The 17064-nt window shown below is 64.3% G+C and carries 14 protein-coding genes and 1 pseudogene; 2 read left to right on the top strand and 13 right to left on the bottom strand.

Annotated features, from left to right (window positions below):
* Nucleotides 1-81: 81 nt before the first annotated feature.
* The 6 genes from APH33_RS04050 to APH33_RS04075 all read right to left on the bottom strand — a co-directional run bounded on the left by APH33_RS04050 (nucleotide 82) and on the right by APH33_RS04075 (nucleotide 6014).
* The gene (locus APH33_RS04050) at nucleotides 82-1500 is read right to left on the bottom strand and encodes an efflux transporter outer membrane subunit (RefSeq protein WP_054883916.1); all 1419 of its coding nucleotides are present in this window, start codon (nucleotides 1498-1500) and stop codon (nucleotides 82-84) included.
* Nucleotides 1497-2372, bottom strand: a complete 876-nt coding sequence (locus tag APH33_RS04055) for an HlyD family secretion protein (protein ID WP_054883917.1) — start codon at nucleotides 2370-2372, stop codon at nucleotides 1497-1499. Before APH33_RS04055 ends, APH33_RS04050 begins: the two co-directional genes overlap by 4 nt.
* Nucleotides 2369-2581, bottom strand: coding sequence for a DUF1656 domain-containing protein (locus tag APH33_RS04060; protein ID WP_016392395.1), 213 nt, complete (start codon nucleotides 2579-2581; stop codon nucleotides 2369-2371). The genes APH33_RS04055 and APH33_RS04060 overlap by 4 nt, the downstream gene beginning before the upstream one ends.
* On the bottom strand, nucleotides 2578-4665 hold the full coding sequence (locus APH33_RS04065; RefSeq protein WP_054883918.1) for an FUSC family protein: 2088 nt from the start codon (nucleotides 4663-4665) through the stop codon (nucleotides 2578-2580). Before APH33_RS04065 ends, APH33_RS04060 begins: the two co-directional genes overlap by 4 nt.
* Nucleotides 4662-5114: a MarR family winged helix-turn-helix transcriptional regulator gene (locus tag APH33_RS04070; RefSeq protein ID WP_054883919.1), complete on the bottom strand. Its 453-nt coding sequence runs from the start codon at nucleotides 5112-5114 to the stop codon at nucleotides 4662-4664. Before APH33_RS04070 ends, APH33_RS04065 begins: the two co-directional genes overlap by 4 nt.
* A 105-nt stretch (nucleotides 5115-5219) precedes the next feature.
* Entirely contained in the window at nucleotides 5220-6014 is a 795-nt protein-coding gene (locus APH33_RS04075; RefSeq protein ID WP_054883920.1) for a tetratricopeptide repeat protein, read from the bottom strand.
* A 206-nt stretch (nucleotides 6015-6220) separates the two neighbouring features.
* Here APH33_RS04075 and APH33_RS04080 point away from each other — a divergent pair, with 206 nt between their 5' ends.
* Nucleotides 6221-6778: a WYL domain-containing protein gene (locus APH33_RS04080; protein ID WP_054883921.1), complete on the top strand. Its 558-nt coding sequence runs from the start codon at nucleotides 6221-6223 to the stop codon at nucleotides 6776-6778.
* Between the two features lie 117 nt (nucleotides 6779-6895).
* Here the strand turns inward: APH33_RS04080 and APH33_RS04085 are convergent.
* The 7 genes and pseudogenes from APH33_RS04085 to APH33_RS04115 all read right to left on the bottom strand — a co-directional run bounded on the left by APH33_RS04085 (nucleotide 6896) and on the right by APH33_RS04115 (nucleotide 15843).
* A pseudogene (locus APH33_RS04085) lies at nucleotides 6896-7759 on the bottom strand (ABC transporter permease).
* A gap of 12 nt (nucleotides 7760-7771) precedes the next feature.
* Nucleotides 7772-8635, bottom strand: a complete 864-nt coding sequence (locus tag APH33_RS04090) for an ABC transporter ATP-binding protein (protein ID WP_054883922.1) — start codon at nucleotides 8633-8635, stop codon at nucleotides 7772-7774.
* A 6-nt stretch (nucleotides 8636-8641) separates the two neighbouring features.
* Complete coding sequence (locus tag APH33_RS04095; RefSeq protein ID WP_054883923.1) at nucleotides 8642-9661, bottom strand: ABC transporter substrate-binding protein; 1020 nt, start codon at nucleotides 9659-9661, stop codon at nucleotides 8642-8644.
* Between the two features lie 17 nt (nucleotides 9662-9678).
* Complete coding sequence (locus APH33_RS04100) at nucleotides 9679-10578, bottom strand: TauD/TfdA family dioxygenase (RefSeq protein WP_054883924.1); 900 nt, start codon at nucleotides 10576-10578, stop codon at nucleotides 9679-9681.
* A 361-nt stretch (nucleotides 10579-10939) separates the two neighbouring features.
* Complete coding sequence (locus tag APH33_RS04105; RefSeq protein WP_054883925.1) at nucleotides 10940-12316, bottom strand: HlyD family type I secretion periplasmic adaptor subunit; 1377 nt, start codon at nucleotides 12314-12316, stop codon at nucleotides 10940-10942.
* Entirely contained in the window at nucleotides 12306-14462 is a 2157-nt protein-coding gene (locus APH33_RS04110) for a type I secretion system permease/ATPase (RefSeq protein ID WP_054883926.1), read from the bottom strand. Before APH33_RS04110 ends, APH33_RS04105 begins: the two co-directional genes overlap by 11 nt.
* A 43-nt stretch (nucleotides 14463-14505) precedes the next feature.
* On the bottom strand, nucleotides 14506-15843 hold the full coding sequence (locus tag APH33_RS04115) for a TolC family outer membrane protein (protein WP_054883927.1): 1338 nt from the start codon (nucleotides 15841-15843) through the stop codon (nucleotides 14506-14508).
* A 351-nt stretch (nucleotides 15844-16194) separates the two neighbouring features.
* On the opposite strand from APH33_RS04115, the gene APH33_RS04120 reads away from it, so the two are divergent.
* On the top strand, nucleotides 16195-17064 hold an 870-nt coding region (locus APH33_RS04120), incomplete at its 3' end, for a retention module-containing protein (RefSeq protein ID WP_054883928.1).

Genomic DNA, 17064 nt, shown 5'->3' on the forward strand with positions numbered 1-17064 from the left:
GGTCCAAAAAAGTGATACCCCTCAAGTGCTCGAGGCATACTTGTGGGAGCCTGTAGAACCGCTCCCACAACGACCGCAATCTCAGTGCTTGGCAGTTTCCTTCCACCCCCCACCCAACGCCAGGAACACGCCAATCTGCCCCAACGCCACCTGGCTGTTAGCCGCCGCCAGCTGCGAGCGCATGTCGGTGTAAGTCCGCGTCGCCTGCAAATCCGCCAGGAACGACTCACGCCCTGCCTGGTAATACCGGTGCGTCTGGTCCGCCGCTTCCTTCGCCGACTTCTCCGCCTCGGCCAGCGCATCACGCCGGTCAAGCAAGGCGCTGTACTGCGCCAAACGGGTCTGGGTTTCGCGAATGGCGTTCAACACCACCCCATCAAAATGCGCCAGCGCCGCCTGGGTCGAGGCTTCGGCCATGCGAATGCGGGCGCGGGTGCCGTTGGTCGGGATGCTCCAGCTGATCTGCGGGCCAAAGCCCCAGCGGTTTGTCGACGGATCACCGAGGTCCTCGAGGATACCGATGGTGCCGACCTGAGCCCCGATGCTGATATCCGGATACAGCGCACCGGTCGCCACACCGATCTCGGCGGTGGCCGCCGCCAGCTGGCGTTCGGCCTGGCGCACGTCGGGGCGGCGCTTGAGCAGCGCCGCACCGTCGCCAACCGGCACCAGCTGGTTCAGCTGTGGCAGCTCGGCGCAGTCAGCGGTGCCGGCAGGTAATTTATCCACAGGCTTGGCCAGCAGCGCTGCCAGGGTATACAGGCCAGTCTCGCGCTCGGCCTTGAAGCGCGGCAGTTCGGCACGCAAGGATTTGAACTGGGTCTGCGAGCGGGTGACTTGGGTTTCGTCGCCACGGCCCGCGTCACGCAGGCGCTGGTTGAGCTTCACGCTCTGCTCCTGCAGGTCGAGCGACTCGCGGGCGATGTGGTATTCCTCGTTGGCCGAGCACACCTGGGTGTAGGCCTTGACCACGTCGGCCACCAAGGTAATGCGCGCGGTGTCGGCGGCGGCCTGCACCGCGTCGGCGTTGGCCTTGGCGGCCTCGGTGCCGCGCTTGAAGGTGCCCCACAGGTCGAACTGGTACGAGGCACTGATGATCGCCTCGCCGATGTTGGCCACCGGCACCTTTTCAGGCAGCAGGAAGGCCTGGCCGGACTCCTGCAGGCGCTGGGCGCCGGCCTTGATGCCGCCGTTGAAGCCGCCCTGGGACTCAGCCACTTCGACCTGTGCACGGGCCTTGGCGATGTTCGCCGCAGCGACGCGCAGCTCTGTGTTGGCGCTCAGCGCCTGGCGCACCAGTTCGTTGAGGCGCTGATCCTGATACAGCTGCCACCAGTCCTCGGGCACCGGCGCCGACACCACGCTGTCGGCATCCTGGCGCAGCGGGCCGTTGAGGTCGCTGCGTTGCACCGCCGCGTCCTTCGGTACTTGGTAATCGGGGCCGACCATCATGCAGGCCCCCAGGGACAGGCAGAGCCCCGCGAGGATCAGCTGTTTCATGGCCGCTGGCCCTCGAGGATCGACACCGTGGCAGTGCGCCCAGCGATCATGCGGAAGTCTTCCGGCACTTCGTCGAAGGCGATGCGCACCGGAATACGCTGGGCCAGGCGCACCCAGCTGAACGCCGGGTTGACGTTGGGCAGCAGGTTGGCACCGCTGCTGCGGTCACGGTCTTCGATGCCGGCAGCGAAGCTCTGCACGTGGCCGCGCAGACGGGTGTTGTCGCCCATCACGCGGATGTCCACTGCGTCGCCGATGTGGATGCCACCCAGCTTGGTTTCCTCGAAGTAGCCATCGACGTGGTACGAGGCGCTGTCGACCACCGACAGCACAGGGCGACCCGCGCTGACGAACTCGTGGTCACGCGGTGCGCGGTCGTTGAGATAACCATCCACCGGGCTGCGCACCACCGAGCGATCCAGGTTGAGCTGGGCAGTGTCGACCGCCACCTGGGCCTCGCTGACCGCCGAGCGGGCGCGGGCCTCGCGGGACTGGCTCTCTTCCAGCTGCTCGGCCGCCACCAGGTTGCCGAGCTTGCGGTTACGCTGCGCTTCGCGGGACGCCTGGGCCAGGGTTTCCTGGCGCTCGCCGAGCGTCGCCTTGGCCTGGCGCAGGGCCAGGGTGAAGCGGTCCTGGTCGATGGTGAACAGCACGTCGCCGCGCTTGACGGTCTGGTTGTCGCGCACCTCGACCTTCTGGATCAGGCCGGACACGTCCGGGGCGATCTGGATCACGTCGGCGCGGATGTGCCCGTCGCGGGTCCAGGGGGCGAACATGTAGTACACCACCATCTGCCACACGAGCACGGCGGCGAAGGTCACTACCAGCAAGGTCAGGACCACACGGCCCAGGGTCAGCAAAGGTTTTTTCATGGCAGCATCAGGCTTCGGCAAAAGTGGTCGACCGCGCCCAGCAGCACGGCGTACAGGGCAACGTTGAACAGCGCCCGGTGCCAGACCAGGCGGTAGAAATGCAGGCGCACCAGCACCGCGTGCACCCCCAGGAACAGCAGGTAGGTGCCAAACATCATCACCAGCAGCGTGGGCAGGAATACCCCGCTGATATCCAGTTCACCGATCACAGGGGCGCTCCGTCCAGGCCGGGGGGCAGTTGCGGTTGTTCGGCAGGCTCGAGCATCACCTCGACACCCGGCAGCAGCGCCAGGCGCAGGCCTGCCAGGGCATGCAGCAAGTGGGTGCGGGCATCGCCGCGTTCGTACAGTTCATCCAGGTTCAGCGACAGGCGTGCCCGCTCCATGTTGCGCAGCAGTGCGGCTGGCGCGTGCAGACGTTCACCGGCCCGCAGGCAGGCGGCGTAGTGCGCGCCGACCTCCTCGATCACCGTGCCCAGGCGTTCGCGGGCCTGCTGACCGGCCCGCGGCAGGTAGGCCAGCAGGTCGAGAAGGTTAAGCCCGACGCGCAGGTCGCGCAGTGCCACCCCGCTGTCCTGGCCGGTCTGCGACAGGCGGGGCAGGTGCTGCATCAAGCGGTCGAGCATCTGCACGCCGAGTTGGCGGTGCTCGGCCAGGGTCGCCGGCTCGGTCATTTCGACGATGTCGCGCCAGGCAAAGCGGGTCATGCGCTTGGCCGCCAGCTCCACGCCGAACGGGCGCATCACCAGGGTCCAGATGAATGCGAACAGCAGGCCGGCCGGGCCCGCCAGGTTGGAGTTGAGGAAGGTCAGGAAGTCGGCGTCATAAGCACCCTGGATGCTGATGAAGGTCGAGGTGTTGACAATGGTCAGCAAGGTGCCGAGATAGAAGCGCGGCTGCACGGTGAGGGTGCCGACACAGATGAACGGGATCGCGAAGGCCAGCACCAGCATCGGGAAGTCGTGCAGGTTGGGCAGCACCAGGAACAGGTACAAGCTGGAGAAGATCACCGACATCAAGGTCCAGAAGAAGAACCGGTAGATCTGCGGCGCCGGGTCGTCCATGGCGGCGAAGAAGCTGCACGACACCGCGGCGAGGATCACCGCACTGGCGCCGTCGTTCCAGCCCAGGCCGATCCACAGCCCGCAGGCGACGACAATCGCCAGCACCGTGGAGACCACCGAGTAGAGCATCAGGCCGCGGTCGAAGAATGCGGTCAGGCGGCCCAGCCGCCAGTGGCGGTAGACCGCGCGCCAGGGTTTGGGGTCGTCGCTGCGCAGGGCATGCTGCAGGGAGCAACAGTCCTGCCACAGGTCGGCCCATTCCGTCAGGCGGTAAAGTGCGTTGGACAGCAGCAGCTCGGCACGCTGATCGAGCGCGGCGGCGCCGGGCTGCAAGCGGTCGATCTGCTCGTGCAAAGCCGTCCAGCGCGAGACAGACGCGCTGTCGGCGGTGCCCTTGAGCCATTCGCGGGCGGCATCCAGCACTGGCTGGAGCTGCGCGTAATGGAGCGGGGCGCGGCCTTCGAGGGCGATCAGAGCGTCGTCAAGGGCATCAATCACCGGCAGCAGATGGATCATCCGCCCGCGCAGCTCGCGGGCATTCTTCAGGGTGTGCGGGCCGGCACCTTCGTGGCCGAGCTGGCCGATCATCAGCTCCAGCGAGTTGAACGTGGTGACCATCGCTGCACGCATGCCTGCGACCTTGTCGGCGCTGGCTTCACGGGCGAGGTAAATGTCGCTGTAGCGGATCGCTTCGGTGAACCAGTTGCCGGTGGCACCCACCACCACCGGGGCCAGCCGGCGCGGCCAGAAAATCGCACCGACCACCGCCGCGCAGACGATCCCCAGGCAGATCTCCTGGGCCCGGGAGGACGCCACGTCGAACACCGCCAGCGGGTTGTCGACCACCGCCAGGGCAATCATCGGCAAGGTGTAGCCGGCCAGCATCAGCACGTAATTGTTGGCCGTGCGCACGTTCAGCGAGAGGAACAGCAGGGTGCCGGTCCACAGGGCGATGGCGATGCTCAGCAACAGCGGTGACTGCACCAGCGGCGGCACGAAGAAGATCGCCCCGGCAGCACCGAGCAGCGTCCCCACGGCACGATACAGCGCCTTGGAGCTGGTTGGGCCGACGAACGGGCTGGAGACAATGTAGACGGTGGCCATCGCCCAATATGGACGCGGCAACTGCAGCAGCAGGGCAATGTACAGGGCGATCATCGACGCGGCGAAGGTACGTACGCCGTAGAACCAGTCGCGGGCCGGTGGCACCGAGCTGAAGAAACCGTTCATGCCGCCCCGCCCGCAATGCCCAGGCCAGCAGCCTCGAAGGCACGCAGCACGCGCAATGCGGCCAGCAGGTCCGCCTCGTCGATCCCCTGCAGCACGTCATGGCGCACGCGCACCAGTTCGGCTTCGATCGCTTCGGCCAGGCGACGGCCTTCGGCAGTCAGGCTCAGGCCCTTGGCGCGGCGGTCCAGCGGGTCCTCGCTGCGGCAGACCAGGCCAGCCTTGCACAGTTGGTCGAGCAGGCGCACCAGCGACGGGCTTTCCAGGCCGGCAGCCTGGGCCACGGCCACCTGATGCACGCCATCGCCCAAGCGCACGATCATCAGCAACGGTGCGGCGCAGGCCTCGGAGATACCGTAGCCGATCAACGCGTTGTGGCAGATGCGCCGCCAATGGCGAGCGGCAACCACCATGCCGCTGCTGACCTGCAGGCGCAAGGAGTCAATGGACATGTGGGGAACCAAGGATATTCATAGTTTGCTAACTATCAATATACGCCTGTGCCTCCCCCTGTCGTCAACCGTGTGCGACGGAGGACCTCATGAATTCATGTTCATTCAGGGCTGAACCTGGTCTTCCAGCTTCATGGTCAGTGCCAATGTGCTGCCCATCTGCACCGCGCGATCACGCCAATCCAGATAGCGCGCTTCATCGCGGCTGCTGAAATGTACCGCCAACTCTTCGGCAGCCTGCATGACTCCGGCTGCAGCCGCCAGTTCCAGCCAATACAACGCGGCCTTGACGTCAGCGTCCACATGCAGACCATGCAGCAAGCGGTAGCCCACCTCGAATCGGCAGCGCGCCTCGCCGCGTTCGGCGCCGCGCTGAAACCATTGATAGGCCTGGACCAGGTCCACCTGCCAGCCCAGCGCGGCATCGCAGACCTCTTCTTCATACAGGTCGCCCAGCGCGGCAGCGGCATGCAGCATGCCGCGCTCAAACGCTTGGCGATAACATTCCTCGGCCTGGACATAGGAAGTTGCAACGCCCTTGCCGAAGTAATGCTGCTGCCCGAGGTTGAACCAGGCCGCCGCATTGCCCTGCAGCGCCGCCATGCGCAGCAGGTGCCCGGCCAGCGCGGTGTCGGCGCGCCAGTACTTGCCGTTGAGCCAGATCCAGCCCAGGTCATTGAGTGCTGCGACATTGCCGGCCAGCGCCTGCTGGCGCAGGTCCAGGTATACCGCCTGCAGGTCGTGCGCTTCGTCCAGTCGGTTGACCAGCAACGCACGCTGGCTGGGCTGCCCTACCCCGGCAAACAGCCGCTGTCGCCTGCCGGCGGGTGTCGGTGGGCAAATGACCTGCTCAGGCAGAAGACGGGCGAGCAGCGAATGGATATTGCTGACAGCAGACATGTTCATCCTCATTGAACGACCCACAGGCCCGACCGCGGCTGTGATGAGGCGTGATTCTGCGCGACGTCACGTCAAAACCTGTCGCGGACGATTCAAGGCAAGGCAACCAATTGCGCATTCCTTGATCTGAACGAGTTATGGCTAATTGCCATGACCCGTTCGAGCCGCCATCCTGTTGCGGCAAGCCTAGACAAGGACGTTACCTTTTGCCGTTCGCCACCACCCGCGCCACCCTCAGCCGTCAATGGGCGCTGCTGCGCCAGTTACCCAGCCGTTCTCCAGGTATCACCAGTGCCGAACTGGTATGGCGCCTGCGCGATGTGGGCTTCAATGTCAGCAAACGTACGGTGGAACGGGACCTCAACGAACTGTCGCTGATCTTTCCGCTGGACCGCAATGACAAGAGCATTCCGTTTGGCTGGCACTGGTCGGCGAACTCTGCTGGCGAGCTGCGGGGTAATTTCGATTTGCAGGGATTTTTGCGTGGTGATTCGCTTCAGCCTGGGCAAGGTGCAGGAATCGAGATGCAAGCTTGGGTCAGCGATCCATTGGCCAAGCAGTTGCGTGAAGCGCCGTTGAGCATGGACATGCAATTGACGGCGCTGGACCACGGGCATCGGCTGCGGGCCACGGTGGAAGATGGCGGGCCATTGCGCTGGTGGGTGCTGAGCCAGGGCGACGGCGTGGTGGTCGAAGAGCCGCAGGCACTGCGCGAAGAGATCGCCAGGACCTTGAGCAATGCGGCTGCACAGTACATGAATTAGTCGCCTGTGCTGGCCTCTTCGCGGGCAAGCCCGCTCCCACAGGGATCGCGCAGGTCCTGAACACTGTGAAGTACCTGTGGGAGCGGGCGTGCCCGCGAAGAGGCCGGCACAGGAAAACTACCGCTGCATGCCCCACCGCCGAACAGTCAACCGCTCCAGGGTATTGAACACCAGCCCCTCGACCAGCAAGCCGATCAGGATCACCACCGCCAACCCGGCAAACACCTTGTCGGTATACAGCTCGTTGCGGTTCTGGAAGATGTACCAGCCCAGCCCGCCCTTGCCGCTGCTGGCACCGAACACCAGTTCGGCGGCAATCAGGGTGCGCTAGGCGAACGCCCAGCCGATCTTCAGCCCCGAGAGGATCGACGGCAACGCTGCCGGCACCAGGATGTACAGGACCAGCCGCAGCCCTTTCAGGCCGTAATTGCGCCCGGCCATGCGCAAGGTTTCCGATACCCCGAGAAAGCCCGCATAGGTATTCAGCGCCAGCGCCCACAGCACCGAATGCACCAACACGAAAATCAGGCTGTTGTCACCCAGCCCGAACCACAACAGCGCCAACGGCAGCAGGGCAATCGCCGGCAACGGGTTGAACATCGAGGTCAGCGTCCCCAGCAGGTCGCGACCGAGCTGGGTCGACACTGCCAGGCTGGTCAGGCCGAAGGCCAGCACGATGCCCAGCAGGTAACCCTTGAGCAGGATCACCAGCGACACGCCGACCTTGGCCGGCAGTTCACCACTGAGCAGTCCGTCCCACAGTGCCGCAGCCGTCTGCAGGACGGTCGGCAGCAGCAGGTCGTTGCCCTGGTAGCGGGCGATCGCTTCCCACAAGGCGGCGATCACCACCAGGATCACCGCCTTGCGCAGCCAGCCGTGCTGCCACAGGCGTTGGGCCAAGGGTAGATTGCGTTCCACAGGCACACTGAGCAAGGGCTCCAGCTGCACCTCGTATTCCTGGCGTACAGGTGTAGGGGTCATGGCTGAAGCTCCTCAGTAGGCGATGCGAATGTCGTTGAAGCCCAGGTCATCGGCCGGCTCAGGGGCTTCGGCCTCGTCGAACAGCAAGCGATGGATGCGCCGCGCACTGGCCTGGAAGTCGGCAGCGCCGAGGCTGCCGAGGTCGTACTGGTGGCTGTGCACCTCGGCACGTACCCGGCCTGGGTGGGGCGACAACAACAGGATACGGTTGCCGACCACCAGCGCCTCCTCGATGGAATGGGTGACGAACAGCAAGGTGAAGCGCACTTCCTCCCACAACAGCAGCAGTTCTTCCTGCATCTTGCGCCGGGTCAGCGCATCGAGCGCGGCGAACGGCTCGTCCATCAGCAGGATCTTCGGCTGGGTCGCCAGCGCCCGGGCGATCGCCACGCGTGCCTTCATCCCGCCCGACAGCATGTGTGGGTAGACATCGGCAAAGGCGGCCAGGCCGACCTTGTCCAGGTAATGCAAGGCCCGCTCCTCGGCCTCGGCGCGCTTGAGCTGGCCGGACACCAGCAGTGGGAACATGACGTTCTCTTTCACCGTCTTCCAGGGCGGTAGCTGGTCGAACTCCTGGAACACCACGATGCGGTCAGGGCCGGGGCCGTTGACCGGCTGGCCCTGCAGCAGGATCTGCCCTTCCTGGGGGGCGATGAAACCGGCCACGGCCTTGAGCAAGGTCGACTTGCCGCAGCCTGATGGGCCCAGCAGGACAAAGCGGTCAGCGCGATCGACTTCGAAGCTGACCTGGTGGGTGGCCCGCACCACGCGTTGCGCGGTGCGGTATTCGAGGCTCAGGCTGTCCACCTTGAGCAACGGCGGTGTAGCGATACGGCTCAGGTTGCTGGCCGTGTGGCCTGGCAAAGGGGCGGTCATGGTCGGTCAGCTCCCCTGCAGCGGGCGTTCATCCTGGAAGAAGTAGTCCTTCCACGATGCCGGCTTGTGCTTGATGGCGCCAACCCGATACAGGAACTCGGCCAGCTTGTAGGTGTTCTTCGGCGTGACGGTGAATTCGTACTGCGGGTTGTCGATCAGCTTGATCAGCGCGTCGCGGTCGATCTTGGCCTTGGTCACGCGGATGTAGGTATCCGCTGCGGCGGCCTTGTCGTTCTGGGCGAAGTCCGCCGCCTCGGCCAGTGCGTCGACAAAGGCCTTGTAGGTCTTGGGGTTGTCGTTGCGGAATTTCTCGGTGGCGAACAGCAGGGTCGGCGAGTTGGGGCCGAGCAGGTCATAGCTGTTGAGCACCACATGCACGTTCTTGTTGGCCAGCGCCTGGTCCTGGAACGGCGGGTTGGAGAAGTGCCCGTTCAGTTCGGTACCGCCGGCCAGCAGCGCGGCGGTGGCATCCGGGTGCGGCACGGCCAGGGTGTACTTGTCGAGGCGGTTGTATTCCTTGTCGCCCCACTGCTGGGCGGCGGCGTATTGCAGGAAGCGAGACTGCACCGAAACACCTACCGCAGGCACCGCAATGCGGTCCTTGTCAGAAAGGTCGGCGATGGTCTTCACGTTCGGGTTGCTGCTGACCAGGTAGTACGGGAAGTTGCCCAATGAGGCTACGGCCTTGACGTTCTGCCGGTCCTTGGTACGGTCCCACACGGTCAGCAGCGGGCCAACCCCGGCCCCGGCGATGTCCACCGAACCGGACAGCAGCGCGTCATTGATCGCCGAGCCGCCAGACAGCTGGGCCCAGTCGACCTCGATGTCGATGCCCTGCTGCTTGCCGTGCTTCTCGATCAGGTGCTGGTCACGCACCACGTTGAGCAGCAGGTAGACGATGCCGAACTGCTCGGCGATGCGGATCTTGCCTTCGGCATGTGCCACGGCGGGGGCCGCCAGGCTGCCGACGACCAGGCTGGCGCCCAGGCCGATGCTTGCCGCCAGGCGGCTGATGGATTTGCGCATGATGAATTCCTCAGTCGTCAGAACGGGGCATCGCCCTGGATGGTGGTGCGGAACAGTTTGCGGCGCAGGTGCGCCGGGCAACCGGTGGCCAGGTGAATCAGTGAACGGTTGTCCCAGAACACCAGGTCATGGGGTTGCCACTGGTGGCGGTAGATGTTCTGTTCGAGCACGCTCAGCGCGTACAGCTGTTGCAGCACGTCGCGGCTTTCGTCATCCGGCAGGCCGACGATGCGGGTAGTGAAGCCTTCGCTGACGAACAGCGCCTTGCGGCCGTTTTCCGGGTGGGTACGCACCACCGGGTGGATGACTTCCTTCACCTGCGCGAGCTGCTCGGCGGTCAAGGTCGGGCGCCAGTTGCCTTCGAATTTGGTTTCGGCGTAACGGGCGGTGTAGGAGTGAGCGGCACTGCGGCCCTCGACCACTTTGCGCAGGGCTTCGGGTACCGCATCCCAGGCTTTATGCATGTCGGCGAACAGGGTGTCGCCGCCTTCGCTGGGAAGCTCCTGGGCATGCAGCATGGAGCCGAGGCTCGGCAGCTCCTTGTACGACAGGTCCGAGTGCCAGAACTTGCCGGCATCGCCAAGGCCGATATTCTCGCCATTCTCGATGATGTTGGAGACGATCAGGATTTCCGGGTGGCCGGCAAGCAGAAACTGCTTGAGCACATGGATCTGCAACTCGCCAAAGCGGCGGCTGAAGGCGATCTGTTGTTCCGGGCTGATGCGCTGGTCACGGAACACCAGCACATGGTGGTCGAGGTGGGCGCGATGAATACGGGCGAAATCCTCGGCGCTGACCGGCCTGGCCAGGTCCAGGCCAATGAGCTCGGCGCCGACGGCACCGGAGAACGGGCGGATTTCGAAGGTTTGCGGCTGGGCGCTGTCGATGGTCGACAAGGCGTTCGAGGCGGCTGGCATGTGTCACTCCCACGCAGTGCGCGACTTCAATGGCGCGCAACGATCAGAAACGCACGGGGATTACCCGTGTGGGTTCAAGTCGTGCGGCGCATCGATTGGTCGACGGGTACGCAGTGGCAGTGACTATAAATGCATAAGAAAAATAATTTAAATATCTTTAAAGAATAAAGATATGAAGGGTTGTGGTGCCTGATTTTGGTGCTCGAACCATGCACTGCCCTTGTAGGAGCGGCCTTGTGTCGCGAAAGGGCCGCAACGCGGCCCCAGCAATCTCTGCCTCTGTGCTGATACCCCTGGGGCCACGTTGCGGCCCTTTCGCGACACAAGGCCGCTCCTACAGGGGCGCGCGCCTGCGTCGGGCTTACCGCTCGCGCAGAGCCTCGTCGCGGGCCTTCATGATCGGCTTGAGCAGGTAGCTCATGATGGTCTTCTTGCCGGTCATGATGTCTACCGTGGCGACCATCCCGGGGATGATCAGCAGCGGCTTCTGGTCGGTGCCCAGGTGGCTCTTGTCGGTGCGCAGCCTGATCAGGTAGTAGGTGGTCTTCTTGTCTTCGTCGGTGATGGTGTCGGCGCCGATCTGTTCAAGCTTGGCCTTCAACCCACCGTAGATGGTGTAGTCATAGGCGCTGAATTTGATGGTCGCTTCCTGCCCCGGGTGAAGGAAGGCGATGTCCTTGGGCAGGATCTTGGCCTCGATCACCAGCGTATCGTCCAACGGCACGATCTCGATGATGTCGCTGCCCGGCTGGATCACGCCACCAATGGTGTTGACCAACAGCTGCTTGACGATGCCGCGCACCGGCGAAGTGACCAGGGTACGGTTGACGCGGTCGTCCAGTGCCTTGCTGGTAGCGGTGGCCTTGTTCAGCTCGGTGCGCGCCTCGTTAAGCTTGGTCAGGGCCTCGCTGCGGAACTTGCCGCGGGTCTCTTCGATCTTGCTCTCGACTTCCTTGATGGCCGCTTCCGCACGCGGGATAGCCAGCGCCGTGGACTCCATCTGGCCACGAGTTTCCACCTCGGAGCGGCGCAGGCGCAGCACCTCTACCTGGGAGACCGCGCCCTGGGCCACCAGCGGCTCGGACATGCCGATCTCCTGGCGCAGCAACTGCAAACTGTTGGCGTACTGGGCGCGCTTGGAAGTGAACTCCCGCAGCTCCTGTTGCTTCTGCACCAGCTGCTGTTGCAGGCCAGCGAGTTCGTCCTGCAACTGCTGGCGGCGGCTCTGGTACAGCGACTGCTCGTCCGCCGCCTGGCTGGGCGCGGCCTTGCGCAGTTCTTCGTCTATTTTCAGCGGGCGGTCCTCAACCTCGGCACTCAGACGCTCGACACGCAGGGCCATGGCCAGGCGGTCGGCTTCGGTTTCACCGACATTGGAGGCAAAACGGGTCTCGTCCAGGCGCAGCAGCGGCTGGCCGACCTCGACCACCTGCCCTTCCTTGGCGAAGATCTCGGCGACGATGCCGCCTTCGAGGTTCTGCACCTTCTGCACCTTGGACGAGGGAATGGCCTTGCCCTCGCCACGGGTGACTTCGTCGATGGGCGCGAAGCTGGCCCAGACGATCAGGAACAGGAAAAACGCGATCACGCCCCAGATGGTCAGGCGCACGACGCGCGGGGCGTCTTCGATGAGCGCTTTGTTGACCTCGGGCAGCGGCTGCCCGTGCAGCGAGTCGGAGCCTTTGAAATAACGGCGCAGGCCGGCCTTGAACACGCCGAAATCGAGCTTATGCAACATTGATCTGCCCCTTCTTCAGCGCATCCATGACCGAAGCTTTCGGGCCATCGGCGACAATCTGCCCACGGTCGATGACGATCAGCCGGTCGACCAGGGTCAGCAGCGAGGCCCGGTGGGTCACCAGCAGCACAGTCTTGTTCTCGATCACCGCCTGCAGGCGCTGCTTGAGGCGCTCTTCGCCGGTGTTGTCCATGGCCGCAGTTGGCTCGTCGAGCAGCAGGATCTGCGGGTTGAGCAACAGCGCACGGCCCAGGGCGACGTTCTGCCGCTGGCCGCCGGAGAGGTTTTGCCCGCGCTCGCCAACCTGCAACTCGTAACCGTCCGGGTGCAGCCGGGCGAACTCATGCACGCCAGCCAGCTCGGCGGCTTGCAGGATCAGCTCGTCCTCGATGTAGCGGGCACCGCTGACCAGATTGTCGCGCAAGGTACCGGCCAGCAGCTGGATATCCTGCGGCACGTAGCCGACGTTGTGGCGCAGCTCGCTGACGTCGATCTGCCGAATGTCCACGCCGTCTACCAGCAGCGAGCCATTGTCGGTTTCGTACAGGCCGACGATCAGCTTGGCCAGCGAACTCTTGCCCGAGCCGCTGCGGCCGATGATGCCGACTTTCTCGCCGGGGCGGATTAGCAGGTTGATGCCCTTTAGCGCCTGGTTCTGCTGGTTCGGGTAGGTGAAGTCGACGCCGCGGAACTCGATGCCACCCTGCAGCACCTTACGGCTCAGCGGGCGTTCCTCGAAGTTGCGCTCTTGCGGCAGTTCCATCATCTGGTTGGTCGAGACCATGGTCACCTTGGCCTGCTGGTAGCGGGCCAGCAGGCCGTTGAGCGAACTCAACGGGCCCAGGGCACGGCCACTGAGCATGTAGCAAGCCACCAGGCCGCCCATGCTCAGGTTGCCGTCGATGATCAGGTACACGCCAACGCAGATCATCGCCACGCCAGCCAGTTGCTGGATCAGCAGGGTGATGTTCATCGCCAGGCTCGACAGCACCTTCACCCGCAGCTCAAGGCGGCTGAGGGTGCCGAGGGTCTGTTCCCACATGTACTGGCGTTCGCTTTCGGCATTGTTGACCTTCACCGCGTCCAGGCCGGCCAGAGTCTCGATCAGGCTCGACTGGCGCTCGGAGGCCAGTGCCATGGTTCGCTCCATGGTTGCCATCAGCGGCCGCTGCAGGGCGTAGCCGATGCCCAGGGCCAACGGGAAGGCGAGGATCGGGATCCACACCAGGTGCCCGCCGATGATGGCGATCACCAGCAGGATGATCAGGGTGAACGGCAGGTCGATCAGGCTGGTCAGGGTCAGCGAGGCGAGGAAGTCGCGCAGCCCCTGGAACTCGTGGATGTTCTGGGCAAAGCTGCCGACCCGCGCCGGGCGGTACTTCATCGACATGCCGACGATGCGTTCGAACAGGGTGGCCGAAATGATCAGGTCGGTCTTCTTGCCGGCCAGGTCCAGGCACAGGCCGCGCAGCCCTTTGAGAATCAGGTCGAACACATACGCGCCGGTGATACCGACGGCCAGCACCCAGAGGGTCGAGGTGGCCTGGTTGGGCACCACGCGGTCGTAGACGTTCATCACGAACAGCGGCGCAGCCAGGGCGATAAGGTTGATCACCAGGCTGGCGGCGATGGCGTCGATGTACAGCCACTTGCTGCGCAGCAAGGTGTCGCGGAACCAGGACTTGGCGCGCGGAATCAGGTTGCCGTGGTTGACGTCGTACTTGTGCTGCGGCTGGGCGAAGAACACCTTGCCGCTGTAATCCCCGATCAGGGCTTCGCGGCTGACCAGCACCTCGCCGCCATCGCTCTCGCTGAGCAGCAGGCGCGCAGTGTCATCATTCTCCCAGCCCAGCAACACCGCGGCGCGGCCGTCCTTGAGCAGCAGCATGGCCGGCATGGCGATGCTCGGGATCTGCTCCAGCTTGCGCTGCAACAGGCGCCCCTGCAGGCCGGCGCGGGCGGCGGCGCGGGGCAGCAACTCGGCGTTCAGGCGCTGGGACGGCAATGGCAGCCCGGTGGTGAGCATCGCCCGGCTGGCAGGCTTTTGATGCAGGACGCACAGCGTCAGCAGGCTATCCAGGAGCGGATCGTCATGCTGACTGCGTGGATCGTGGTTGAGTTGGACTCGACTGACTTCGGATTCCACGCGGTGCTCTCTTCAACCTGGCGGGTAGGTGGATGGGTGCGCCTCAGTTCAAGCCTGGCAGGTTCACCCTGGGTTTCAAATCGTTCTGCACAACGGTGGCCATCGGCGCGACAACGCCCTGGCTCTTGAGCAGCTGGCCAATGGTCGCCTTGATTCGGTACTGAGTAAACAACTGAATATTCTTCACTTCTACCAAGCGGCGCTGGGCGGTGAAGGTTTCGTTCTCGCTGTCGAGCAGGTCGAGCAAGGTCCGCTCACCGAGGCTGAACTGCTGCTGGTAGGCGCTGCGCACGCGCTTGCTGTGGTCGACGTACTGCTGGGCGATCGGCACCTGGGCGTTGGCGTTTTCCTGCGCGTTCCAGGCCAGGCCCAGTTCTTCGTTCAGCTGGCGCAGGGCATTGTTGCGAATGTCCAGGGCCTGGCCGGCCAGGTGCGACTTGGCTTCCAGCTCGGCCTTGTTGCTGCCGCCAGCGTACAGGTTGAAGTTCATTCGCACCATGGCTTCCCAATCGTTGTTGTGACCGGCGACACCGTCGATGTTGTTGTCGGCGGTGCGACCGAGTTCGGCATCGAAGCGCGGGTAGAAGCTGGACTTGGCGGCGTCGTACTGTTTTTCCGCCGCGGCGATGTCTGACTCGGCCGAGCGCAGCACCGGGCTGCTTTCTACCATCTGCGCGCGGGCCTCTTCCAGGCTGGCTGGCAGCAGGTCGATGAATGGCGCCGGGGCGCTCAGCTCATCCGGCATCTGCCCCACCACGCTGAGGAAGTTGGTGTTGGCGTCGGCCAGGTTGGTCTGCTCGGTGATCAGGTTGTTCTGGGCCTGGGCCAGGCGCGCTTCAGCCTGGTCGAGGTCGGCCAGACGGCCAACGCCACGGCTGGTGCGCAGCTTGATCTGGTCGAGGATGCGTTCATGGTTCTGCAGGTTCTCCTGGGCCAGGCGCACCATCTCGCGGCGCGACAGCACATCCAGGTAGACCTTGGCCACGTCCAGGCCAGTGCGTTCGGAGGTGTCCATCAGCGCGTAGGCACGGGCGTTGACGGTAGCCTGCTGGCGGCCAACTTCGCTGGAGGTGGCGAAGCCGTCGAACACCATCTGCCGCAGGCGGATGGCCGATTCGCCGCGGTTCAAAGTTTCCCAGCGGTTACCGGTGCTCGGGCTGTCACTGCCTTCACGGCCGTAACCGGCGGTGACGTTGACCTGCGGCAAATAGCCGCCCTTGGCGGCGCGCAACTGGTAGTCGGCGGCCACGCGCGCATTCACCCCGGCCTGGATCTCGGGATGCACTTCGAGGGCCTGCTGCATGGCTTCTGGCAGCGTTTGGGCGTGGACGAAAGTGGCGGCGAAAGCGAGTGGCAGAGCGATAAACAGTGGCGCACGCATTTTTTACGGATCCCCGAAGGCGCTGTTGTCCTGAATCACGGCGGAAGCTGTGCAGGTTTGGAAAATGGCAACCTGATCTGACCGATGAGCGAGCTTCCAACAGGGCACTTCGAGAGGCACTTCGGGAAGGAAAAGCACACGTTCAAATATCAATGTGACATTACTTCGCCAATTGTTTAGGATGGCACACTTAAGGTCAATAGTTTGGCATAAAGTTAATTCCAAGGAGTTATAGCCAAATAATTGACGTCAAAAGTCCAGACCTATTATCGATACATTTCCGCCTGATGCGGCGCCACAGACGCCGCTATGGGCCGGGACGTCCCATCATCGGGTAAGCCGGAGAGTCCAATGAGCAGCGTTGTTGCGATCGTCAAGAGCATTGTTGGCCAAGTCATCGCAGTATCCCCAGAAGGCATCCGGCGCGTACTCATCGAGGGCGATCGCCTGTTCGCGGGCGAGCAGGTGCTCACCGGGGTGGGCGGGGCGGTGACCCTCGAACTGGCCGATGGCCGCCTGCTCGACCTGGGCCGCGACTCCCAATGGAGCGCGGATGCGCCGGATAGCAGCACTGACCTGGGCCAGGCCGCCGCACAAGCCGCCCCGTCGGTTGAAGAACTGCAGCAGGCGATCGCCGCCGGTGTCGACCCGACTACACAACTCGAAGCCACGGCTGCCGGCCCTTCGGCGGCAGGCGGTGGCGGCGCGGCAGGCGGCGGCCACAGCTTCGTAATGCTCGACGCCACGGCCGGCAGCGTGGACCCGACCATCGGCTTCCCTACGGCCCCGATAGGCTTCGCCACCGCAGCGACCACCGAGGAAACCGGGGGGGTCGACACCACCTCCAGTACGGCGGTCACGATGATCGCCACCGACCTCACCCTCAGCGCCACCCCTTCCATCACTGAAGCGGGTGGCGTCATCGTTTATACCGCCACCGTTGGCCAGGCTCCGGCGACCAACCTGACCGTGACCCTTTCGAACGGCGCGGTCATCGTCATTCCGGCCGGCCAGACCACCGGTACCGTCAACGTGCCGGTTGCAGGGAACGACACGCCGTATATCGATGGCGGGCAGATTTCCACCACCGTGACCGGCACCACCGGTGGCGGCAACGTGATCGTGACCCTGCCGCAGACGCCGGCAGTGACCGAAATCACCGACACCATCGATACCACCACCGCTACCCTGACCGCGTCGCCTAGCGTGACCGAGGGTGGC

The organism is Pseudomonas sp. NBRC 111130, assembly GCF_001320485.1.
In the GTDB taxonomy this organism is placed as follows: domain Bacteria; phylum Pseudomonadota; class Gammaproteobacteria; order Pseudomonadales; family Pseudomonadaceae; genus Aquipseudomonas; species Aquipseudomonas vlassakiae.